The sequence below is a fragment of the Candidatus Wallbacteria bacterium genome (assembly GCA_028687545.1).
GTDB lineage: Bacteria > Muiribacteriota > JAQTZZ01 > JAQTZZ01 > JAQTZZ01 > JAQTZZ01.
In genome coordinates this window covers 1-10,492 of record JAQTZZ010000082.1, presented here as the reverse complement: position 1 = coordinate 10,492, position 10,492 = coordinate 1, and the positions used below count along the sequence as shown (strand labels likewise).

6 protein-coding genes are annotated in these 10,492 nt (G+C 48.4%); 2 read left to right on the top strand and 4 right to left on the bottom strand.

The window, feature by feature from the left end:
- The 3 genes from PHW04_18445 to PHW04_18435 form a co-directional block, all read right to left on the bottom strand.
- Positions 1–1,092 (bottom strand): hypothetical protein (locus PHW04_18445; GenBank protein MDD2717872.1); only part of this gene is annotated, 1,092 nt, incomplete at its 3' end.
- 314 nt (positions 1,093–1,406) lie between these two features.
- Positions 1,407–4,079 carry an AAA family ATPase gene (locus tag PHW04_18440; GenBank protein MDD2717871.1) on the bottom strand — a complete coding sequence of 891 codons (2,673 nt, stop codon included), beginning with the start codon at positions 4,077–4,079 and terminating at the stop codon, positions 1,407–1,409.
- A 31-nt stretch (positions 4,080–4,110) separates the two neighbouring features.
- A complete protein-coding gene (locus PHW04_18435) occupies positions 4,111–6,783 on the bottom strand; it encodes an AAA family ATPase (protein ID MDD2717870.1) in 2,673 nt (890 codons plus the stop codon).
- A gap of 156 nt (positions 6,784–6,939) precedes the next feature.
- Here PHW04_18435 and PHW04_18430 point away from each other — a divergent pair, with 156 nt between their 5' ends.
- Positions 6,940–8,562: a hypothetical protein gene (locus PHW04_18430; protein MDD2717869.1), complete on the top strand. Its 1,623-nt coding sequence runs from the start codon at positions 6,940–6,942 to the stop codon at positions 8,560–8,562.
- A 9-nt stretch (positions 8,563–8,571) separates the two neighbouring features.
- Here PHW04_18430 and PHW04_18425 read toward each other — a convergent pair whose 3' ends face one another.
- Entirely contained in the window at positions 8,572–9,528 is a 957-nt protein-coding gene (locus tag PHW04_18425) for an aminoglycoside 3'-phosphotransferase/choline kinase family protein (GenBank protein ID MDD2717868.1), read from the bottom strand.
- A 132-nt stretch (positions 9,529–9,660) separates the two neighbouring features.
- On the opposite strand from PHW04_18425, the gene PHW04_18420 reads away from it, so the two are divergent.
- Positions 9,661–10,353: a class I SAM-dependent methyltransferase gene (locus tag PHW04_18420; protein MDD2717867.1), complete on the top strand. Its 693-nt coding sequence runs from the start codon at positions 9,661–9,663 to the stop codon at positions 10,351–10,353.
- The last annotated feature ends 139 nt before the right edge of the window (positions 10,354–10,492 follow it).

The following is a 10,492-nucleotide window of genomic DNA, read 5'->3' as shown; positions in this document are numbered from 1 at the left end:
CTCATACTGCTGCGCGCATTCGCCGTTGACTTCTCCCCAGAGCCTGGTCAGCTTTTCATCGCTGAGGTCAGGAGCCTGCGCGCCGGACGCTGCAGCGTCCACGCGTCCGAAGAAAGCGAAATACAGGTGTGCGTAAAGTGCCAGGGCCCTGTTGTAGATGTAACCGGACGGGCAGTCGGCATAGTCGTTGACCTGCGGGATCAGGAGCTTGACCATCACATAGGGGAAGCAGCCGTAATGCGAAACAAATGCCAGATTCCAGGTGGAATAGAGATCAGCCCATTTCTGTGGAAAGGCCATGTTGAGAAGTATGGCTTTCCCGTCCGCGGAAAATGCGGTAGGTCCCTCCTGGGTCTTGAAATTCGGTTTGGAATTGCCCGGCGGATACTTGGCCAGGATCCGGCCTGTGTTGGCGTTTCCGTAATGCCCGAGCTGCATGTCTACGGCGACCGCTTCCATGATGTTCAGAGGCAGAAGTCTTCTCATGAAATCCTGAGGAACCACTTCTGACTTGTGATATTTGATGAAACCATCGATGCCCATTTCCACTGATTCCAGCTTGGCCCAGTCGAACCAGCCCATGTTGCCGGTGATATGCTCGTCAGAGCCGTGCTTCTGCCAGATCTTCCTGCAGATTTCGAGCAGGCGCCAGTCATCCTTCATCGCTCCGGTAAGTCTGTCCAGAGCCAGGGCATAGGCGACCAGCCTGGGAAATTCCTGTTTCCCGATCTGGGAAACTTTCCCGGCCAGTCCGGAAAAATCTTCCTGCTGCGCCCGCGCGAAAAAAGCCGCCAGATAGACGTTTTTTTCCGCCAAATCGGCTGCCTGGTCGACAAAGCTCTTCACTTGTGACATAGTCAGATCCCTGGCAAGCAGCCTGTCAGAAATTGCCGCCAGTTCCGGTGCCACCCATTTGCAGTCCGCATCGATCAGGCGCAAGGTCTGAAAATGCTGCACCATCGTTGAGCGCACGCTCTTGACGTCTGTGGCGTCGAGACTCGTCTTGATCAGCTGAGCGATTTCCCCGGGAATGTTAGCTGCCGATACCAGCAAAGGAACAAGAAACACGACATAGATCAGGATTTTTTTCACGCTTTCCCCCATTTGATGTTTTTGACCTTCGGTCTGACTCTAAGGTAATTTTCCCGGAATTTTCAGAAGTTACAAGGAACAATCTGTTTCAATTCAAAAAGGGAATGTTTCAAAAATATGTACCGGGTCTATACATTTGACAATTCTCGTATAGCAAAACTTATATTCATTTGCCAGGCAACTATTACATGCTGCAAAAATTGATACATATTTGACTTCAGAGACAATAAAGTTAGATGGTTAAATTCAATCTAAAAAAGAATTGTCAAATGTATAGACCCGGTACATCTTATCTGCGTTTTATAAAATTGTTATCAGTCAGACTGGAAAACCACGCATAGGTTGACCTGATCATTGAATCTGTATGTCCCTGACTCGTCGGTCTGGCTGATGAATCTGTTCAGGTTGTCCTTATCCAGCAGAGTCCTCAGCCGCGATAGTGTCATCCTGAATGTGCTGCTGTCTTCGGAAGGGCTGTAGTCACGACCCCAGACAGACCTGAAAATTTCCTTTGTAGTAAGTGAAACTCCGGGCTGAGTGGCAAAAACCTGCAGCAGCGGCACAAGCGTCCTTTTTCCGAAAAATTCCAGTTCCCTGCCGTCGACCATCAGCACTTTTCCGCTGAAGTCAGCGAAAATCTCGAATTCACTGCGTTTCGAGAATATCTTTTCATAGATTAAGCGGTTGACGGATTTATTTCCCTGCAGATTAAAAACAGTGAATTTCCGGATGCAGTCCTGACTGGTATTCCGCTCAAACCAGTCCAGTGAATTGCTGATGTATCTGCCGAATTCCGGATCCATCTGCCGGATGATTTTATGATATTCTTCCAGGCTGAGTCTGCTTTGATTGTCGTTTCCGAGACATTTGAAACACAGATGTTCCATGAAAGCTGCAAAGGCCAGCGATTCTTTCTTGGCTGTCCTGACGGAAAATTCCCTGCATTCCCCTATCACAGACAGCGCTTCCTGAATCCTGCCGGTTACCAGCAGCAGCCCTGAATACCACAGACGTATTTCAGTCAGATAAAGAATATTCTGATGGCCGGCCAGGATTTGAAGAGACTTCTGGAAATCCGACTCAGCCTCATCCAAACAGCCCAGATGAATCTCCACCCAGGCGAGATGCCCGTATTGAATTGCAGCCTGCAGGCTGTTTTCACATCTGACGGCAAAAGACAGGCTTTTCCGGGCTTCATCGACTGCCTTGTCGAAATCGCCAAGCATCAGGTGCGCGTAACTCCTGAGATAGAAGCAGAGCGCCAGGTTTTCCAGGTCAGAGTGCTCTTCTGCAATTTTCAGATATTCTTCTGAAAGACTGATCGCCAGTTCGTTCTGATTTTTAAGCATCTGGAAATGTGCCAGATTGTGCAGACATGTGGTCAGGCGCTTCCAGTTCTTCAATTCCTTGTGAATTCCGGTTTCCAGCTCGGTGTATTCCAGGACTCTGGGCATATCAGCTCTGAAGTAATAAATTTTTGTCATCAGGAAGTAATAAGTGGCCCTGATCATTGGAGAATACTGATCCAATCCCAGGTTCAGCTCACTGGTACATTCCAGGGCTTCATCAATCCTTCCAAGAAACACTAAGCTGTGAGCCTTGCGACAGATGAGGGAAGCTGCAGCTTCCCTGCCGTAATCATGCACAGGAAGCCTGTTGATCGTATTCAGGACATCTTCATGCCTGTCAAGGCTGAACAGAAGCAGCGATTCAGCTTCAGCAGCAAGAGGTTCAGACAGACACTCGATCAGATTCCCGGCATCGGCAAATTTCTTCCTGCGGATCAGAATCGATGTTTTAAGAAAAAGAAGGTGCTGGTCATTTACTCCCCGGCAATTCCTCAGAGCATGATCAATCAGGTTTTCCAGGGTCACTATCTCGCTGCCTAGATAATGCAGCCGGGATGCCAGTGATGTCAGGACTGAAACAGCTGTTTTTCTGTCGCCTGACTCGAACAGATGATGATAGGCTTCGCAGACTGCTTCAGGATCAGTACTGTCTTCCCGCAGTCTCTGTCCGATCAGCCAGTGCATGGATTTTCTCTCTTCAGAGTCCAGTTTTCTGGACACGAATCCGGAAAGCAGATTGTGCAGAAAAACACCGGCTGAACATGACTCAATCAGGAATCTGTCAGACAGGTATTTCAGATGCTCGCCTGTGTCGTGATTCAGTATCCTGTCAAGCAGGGTTCTGGGTGAAGGCGTTCTCATCAGCGAAAGACATCCCAGCAGTTTGCGGAGTCGCTCATCAGTGGACTCCCAGAAAGTGGGGAAAAGGTATTTCTCGATCATGGCAGTCACATTATCCTGGTCACGAGCCGGGTCAAAGCTGCCGCCGGATATCATCAGCCCTGCCAGAAGTTTGAGTGAATAAGGATGCCCGTTGAGCCTGCCTGCCAGATCAGCGGGAAACCGGTTTCCATTTTTAACCCCATGAAATCCCAGAAGCTGACCGGAAAGGGCAAGAGACTCCTTGTCAGACAGTCCCTTGAGGTCCAGCTGAAACACATCGGCTCTCTCAGCGGGCGGGAGATCAGGCTTTACCCTGGATATCACAACCAGCGCTCCGGTTTTGAGGCGCCTGCGGCATGTGACCAGAAAATTCAGGGTTTCATCGTTTTCCAGCAGGTGAAAGTCATCGATGAAAACCGCTGTCCTGCATTCCTCAATGCCATCCGCAGCTTCATCAAAAGATCTTGACTGAGAGATGGAATATTTTTCTTTACCGCTGAGCCGTGCCAGGCCATGCACAATGGCGTCCAGAAAATCGGCAGAACCCCAGCCTGGTTTGCATTCCAGCCAGAGCACCGGGGAATCGAGGGAATCCCCTTTCTCGATCTCTGCCGCAAAAGCCGCCGCCAGAGTGGTCTTCCCCATTCCAGCCATACCGGCGATAATCAATACACGGCTGAATCGGAGCTTGTCTCTGAGCACTGCCAGCTCCTGATCGCGGCCGATAAAACCCAGTGGAACATCAAACCTGTGCATGCAATAAATATAAGCGATTAATCAATAATTCTCAATTTGACTGGAAAATCAGGCAGTGATTGACCTGAATGTCGAACATGTATGAGCCTGACTCAGATCCCTGAGTGATGAATCTGTCCGGATTCCGGCTGTCCAGCAGAGTTCTCAGTCGCGACAATGTCATCCTGAATGTGCTGCTGTCTTCGGAGTGGCTGTAATCACGGCCCCAGACAGATCTGAAAATTTCCTTTGTAGTAAGTGAAACTCCTGGCTGAGTGGCAAATACCTGCAGCAGCGGCACAAGCGTCCTTTTTCCGAAAAATTCCAGTTCCCTGCCGTCGACCATCAGCACTTTTCCGTTGAAGTCAGCGAATATCTCGAATTCACTGCGCTTTGAGACTATTTTTTCATAGATGAAACGATTGACTGATGTTTTACCAAGCTGGTTAAAGACATTGTATTTCAGACAGCTGTCAGGACCGACATTCTGTCCAAACCAGATCAGTGAATTGTGTATAAATGCTCCATGCTCCTGATCAATTTCACTCAAGGCTTTATGATACTCCCCAAGGCTGAGTCTGCTCTGACCGTCTTTTCCGAGGCATTTGCATGCCAGATGTTCAAAATAGGCGGCATGGGCAAGAGACCTGCTCTGTCTGCTCCTGACAGCTTGCTCCCTGCATTCCGCTATGACCGGAAGAGCTTCCTCTGCCCTGCCTGTGGCCAACATCAGCCCCGAATGCCACAGCCGCACTTCTGTCAGGTGAAGGAGATTCCGGAGATCAGCCAGGATGTGGAGCGCTCGCTGGAAATCCGCCTCAGCTTCATCAAAAAGGCCCTGGAGTGTTTCCAGCCGGGCTAAATAGCCGTACAGTATCGCTGCCTGCAGACTGTTCTCGCACTTTAAGGCAAGGGCAAGGCTTTTCCTGGCTTCTTCCATGGATTTTTCCGTATCATTCAGCAGGAGATGCGCGTAACTTTGAATATAGAGACAGAGCGACAGGTTTTCCAGGTCATTCTGTTCCTCAGCGATTTTCAAGGGTTCTTCCGCCAGTCTGAGAGCCTGTTCAGGGCGATTCCTGATCAGATTGATCTGCGCAAGGTTGTGCAGACAGGCGGTCAGGCGCCTCCAGTTTTTCAGCTCCCTGTGAATCCTGATTTCAGACTCTATGTTTTCCAGGATCTTCGGTATATCAGCGCTGTAATAATATATTTTTGACATGAGATAATAATAGGCTGCCCTGACCATCGGCGGAAAACCGTCCAGTCCAGGTTCAATTTCTCTGGTGCAATCCATTGCTTCGGAAATTCTGCCGAGATATACGAGGCTGTGGGCTTTGCGGCAGATAAGGTTAGCTGCGGCTTCGCTGCTGTAATCGTGCACAGGGAGTCTGGCGATCAGTTCAAGGACTTCTTCATGGCGGTCAAGGCTGAACAGCAGAAGCGATTCCGCATCCGCTGCAAGCGGCTCAGACAGCCCTGCGATCAGTTTTTCGGCTTCAGCGAATTTCTTCCTGCGGATCAGGATCGATGCTTTCAAAAAAAGAAGGAGCTGGTCATTGACTCCCCGGCAGTTCTGGAGCGCATGGTCGATCAGATTTTCCAGGATCACAATTTCGCTGCCGAGAAAGTGCAGGCGTGCTGCGAGTGATGTTAAAGCCGCAACTGCAGATGCTCTGTCGCCTGCCTCAAAAAAATGATGATAGGTTTCGCAGACTGCTTCAGGATCAGTATTGTCTTCCACCAGTCTTCTGCCGATCAGTCCGTGCATTGTTTTTCTATCCTCAGGGGCAAGCTTCCTTGACACAAATCCTGACAGCAGATTGTGCAGATAAATACCTGATGAACATGATTCAACCATGAATCGGTCTGACAGATATTTCAGACGCTCTCCTGTGTCATCTTCCAGTATCCTGTCCAGCAGGATTTTAGACGACGGTATTCTCATCAGCGAAAGATATCCCAGCAGTTTGTGAAAGCCGGCATCACTGGAATTCCAAAAAGTGGGAAAAAGATACTTTTCAATCAGGGCAGTTACATTATCCTGGACATCAGCAGGATTGAAAGTACCGCCTGATATTATCAAGCCTGTCAGAAGCTTCAGTGAATATGGATGTCCCTTGAGTTTGCTGGTTAAATCCCTGGGAAAGGCATTTTCGTCGCGAACTCCGTGAAACCTGAGCAGCTGATTGGAAAGTGCAGTGGCGTCGCATTCAGAAAGGCCCTTGATATCCAGCTGAAACACATCGGCTCTCTCAGCGGGCGGGAGATCAGGCTTTACCCTGGATATCACAACCAGCGCTCCGGTCTTGAGTCTCTTACGACATGTGACCAGAAAATTCAGGGTTTCCTTGTTTTCCAGCAAGTGAAAGTCATCGATGAAAACAGCTGTACTGCATTCCTCAATGCCATCCGCAGCTTCATCAAAAGATCTTGACTGAGAGATGGAATATTTTTCTTTACCGCTGAGCCGGGCCAGGCCATGAATCATTGCATCAAGCAGATCGGCGGAAGTCCAGCCAGGTCTGCACTCCATCCATAGAACAGGAGAATCCAGAGAATCGCCTTTTTCAAGTTCCGCCGCAAAAGCTGCCGCCAGAGTAGTCTTTCCCATGCCAGGCATTCCAGCGATAATCAGGACACGGCTGAATTTCAGCTTTTCCCTGAGCAGCGCCAGCTCCTGATCACGACCTGTGAAGCCTAGTGGAATTTCAAATCTGTGCATCTAATTAATATAAGCGTTAAACTGGTAATTCTCAATTTTCAGTTAGATGCATCTTGAAAACCAGTAATCAGATTTTCGTCCTGTTCTATAGATTTCTGACGAAAAAACTGATAACATAATTATGTTGAAAATTTCGAGTAAAATGAAGGAGCATTCATGAATCACTGGATCTGCACCCTGGCTGTCTGCATTATCCTGATCTCAGCAGTTATTCCCATCAGGGCTGAAGACTGCTTTAAGGTTTTCAATGACAGCTCCAACTGGCAGGCCTTTGACGCTGGAAGCACAGGCGGTTTGGAAACAAAAGGATATTTCGGCGCAGCCTTTGACGGCCGTTATATTTACTACGCACCCTGCCGAACGTTCGATTTTCATGGCACTATGCTGCGCTGTGATACAAAAAAACCTTTCGCTGACCTGAGTGCTTGGGATTCTTATGATGCGGGACGGACCGGCGGACTGGAGACAGTCGGCTATGCAGGTGCCGTATTCGATGGAAAGTATGTTTATTTCGTGCCTTTCGCCTGCAAAACAGCCAGGCATGCCAGGGTGCTGCGCTATGACCCGTCCCAGAATTTCGAAAGATCCGGTTCCTGGAAGGTTTTTGATGCAGGCAGGCTCATGAATGGAACGAATTCGGGTTACTGCGGAGCTGTGTTTGATGGAAGATTCATCTATTTTGCTCCTTTCGGCTACGAGCCGTTTGCTCATGCCCGGGTGCTCAGATTCGACACGAAAGCGGATTTTGAAAATAGCTCAAGCTGGCAGCTTTACAACGCATCCCGGACCGGTGGGTTGAACACCAAGGGTTATTATGGAGCAGTCTTTGACGGCCGCTTCGTCTATTTCGTGCCTTTCAACGACGGCTCCGCTTTTCACGGCCGGGTACTGCGCTATGATACTAAAAAAGGATTTTCTGTTAATTCCAGCTGGTCTGCATATGACGCGGGCCAGACTGGAGGTTTGGAAACCACAGGATACAAGGGCGCTGCTTTTGACGGCCGGTACATCTATTTCGTACCTTTCAGGGCCGGTGCACAAGTGCATTGCCGCGTCCTGCGCTATGACACAAAGGCGGAGTTTGCGGACAAAGCGAGCTGGACAGCGTATGACGCAGGGAATACCGGCGGACTGGATGCCAAAGGCTATGTGGGATGCGAATTCGACGGCAGGTTTCTTTATTTCGTTCCCTACAGTGTAGACGATAACCAGTTTCATTCAGTGTTCCTGTGCCACGACACGAAAGGCGGCTTCACAGATCCTGCAGCCTGGACTGCAAAAGACATGGGCAACGTCGATGGGCTGCGGACAAAAGGATACAAGTTCTCGGCATTCGACGGCCGGAACGTTTATTTCGTGCCTTACCACAATGGCCGGGGATTCAGCGGCATTGCACTCAAGCTTGATACTAAGCCCGGTGAGCCAGCCACTTCAGTTTTTCAGATCCAGTCAAATACCCGAGATACTGTTGTCACCCCTAAGATCCAGGAAACCAAGGTTCAGGGAACCACTCTTCCAGGCATGCTGGAAACAGTTTTTGGAAAGATGCAAAATGTCCTTCGCCTGTCAGATGAACAATCTGAAAAAATCAGGAAACTGCTCAGCCTGAGATACGATGAAATGAATCTGCTGAGAAAAAATCCAGGGGAATCTTCCCAGGAGAAAATGAAGCTCAGAGGCAGAATGAAAAGCCTGATGGAAAGATATGATCAACTGATTCTGGAAGTTCTTGACAGCTCCCAGCAGGCTGTATACAGGAAGATTTTTTCAACAAAATGAGACAGGTTTCTACTTAAGAAAGCTGAACCAGCCTTTTTCAAGTTCAGGCAGAGTCCCTGCACCGGGCACAGGGTTTTCTTCCATGAACCACAATAGATTGCAGTATTTATGCAGCAGAGTGTACTGCATGCATTTCCTGCTCAATTCAGGAATCATTTCTGCTTCACTCATCCCGTATCCGGATAAAAACTCCCGAAACAGAGCTGAATTTCCGCAGGAGACAAACAATCCTGCTGACGCGAATTCATAATCCCTGTCTCCCATCATCGAGGGCTCGAAATCGATCAAGCCGGTGATTTTCCATCCAGATTGCTTCTTTTCCACAAACACATGACGCCGCATCAATTCGGTATGCAGAATGACAGGTTTTATCGCTGTATGCTTGAAGGTTTCAAGATAACCATCGATCTGGAGGAGCCATTCAGGTGCCAGTCCTTTCTTTTTCTGATTAATCCTGCAGTTTTTCAGTTGATTTCCGATGAATTCAGGCCAGTCGATGTCCAGTTCAGGTATTTCATTCACTGGAATTTCATGCAGCTTCCTGACAATTTTTCCGAGACCTTCCATGATCTCCAGCCGATTTTCAGGGTTGATCTGATCCCAGGCATCTTCTAAGGCTGCACCAGGCAGCTGCCGCATGACTATATATGGCCATTTGTCTATTTCTCCGATCGCGACAAGTTCCGGAACTGCATCCGGCATCCGAACCCCTACTTTTTTCAGGAAAGCGGATTCACGGAGAAATCCATCCCTGTAAATCGGGGCGCAGGGCTTGATCACGAATTGATCATTTACAGAAAAAACAAGCGAGCCTTTTTTTTCAAATCTGTAAAGCTTTTCCACTGGCAATTGATGCCTGCGGCAGATTTCGGCAATGCCTCGCAGCAAAGCCTTGTCATCATCGCTGAACTGATGATACTCGCTGTCGTTTGAAACAGATGCGAAAAATGGCTTTTTGCTGCTCATCCCGACATAATATCAAGTCATTTCAGATCTAACAAATGGATCCAAAAAGCGTGGAGAAGAGGAATGACGCTTCTTTTAAATTTTATGGATTTCATTTACCATTTGCACGCAGTCGATTTTCTTGGAGGTACCATGAAAACCTTTTACGAAGGCCATGACAAGGCATATCAAAATCGCAAGGCTTCAGGCGCACAGGGATGGGATAATTCAGAGAAAGGTTATGCTGAATTCGAAGCTGAAGTGAAATCAATGCTTTCTAAGGGAAACGCTCCGTTATCCGGGAAACTTCTGGAACTGGGCTGTGGTGCCGGGAATATGACCGTCTGGCTCTCCGGACTGGGCTATGATACTTATGGCATAGACATCGCGCCGACTGCCATTGAATGGGCTCGCGAACGGGCTGAAAAGCTGGGAGTTGCCGTCAGTCTGACTCTGGGAAATGTGATTGAACTAGCTGAATTCAAAGACAGCTTCTTCGATTTTGTCTTTGACAGCCACTGCCTGCACTGCATCATAGGACCTGACAGGTTGAAATTACTGAAAAGCATCCACCGTGTCCTCAAGCCTAATGGTTATCTCTTGATCAACACCATGTGCGGGCCTGTGAAGATTGATGAATTTCACAAACTCGACAACGCCAATACCTTTGACCCTGCCTCAAAATGCGCTGTCTCAAAAAGCGGAATATCTTCAAGATATTTCGGCGATCCTGAAGATATTTTCCAGGAACTGAAAACTTCAGGTTTTGAATTGCTGTCACACGAAATCAAAACCGAAGAAAATGGTATCATCCACTACCTGCTGGCTGACGCCAGGAAAAAGTGAGAATAGGGTTTGCTAAGAAAATATGGATGACCTCCTATAAACCTGGGACTGGTTACCCTATAAGTGTAAAGTAATAAACACTTACAAACAGGAGGCCATCAATGAAAAGGATACTACATGTAGGACTGGATGTCGATGA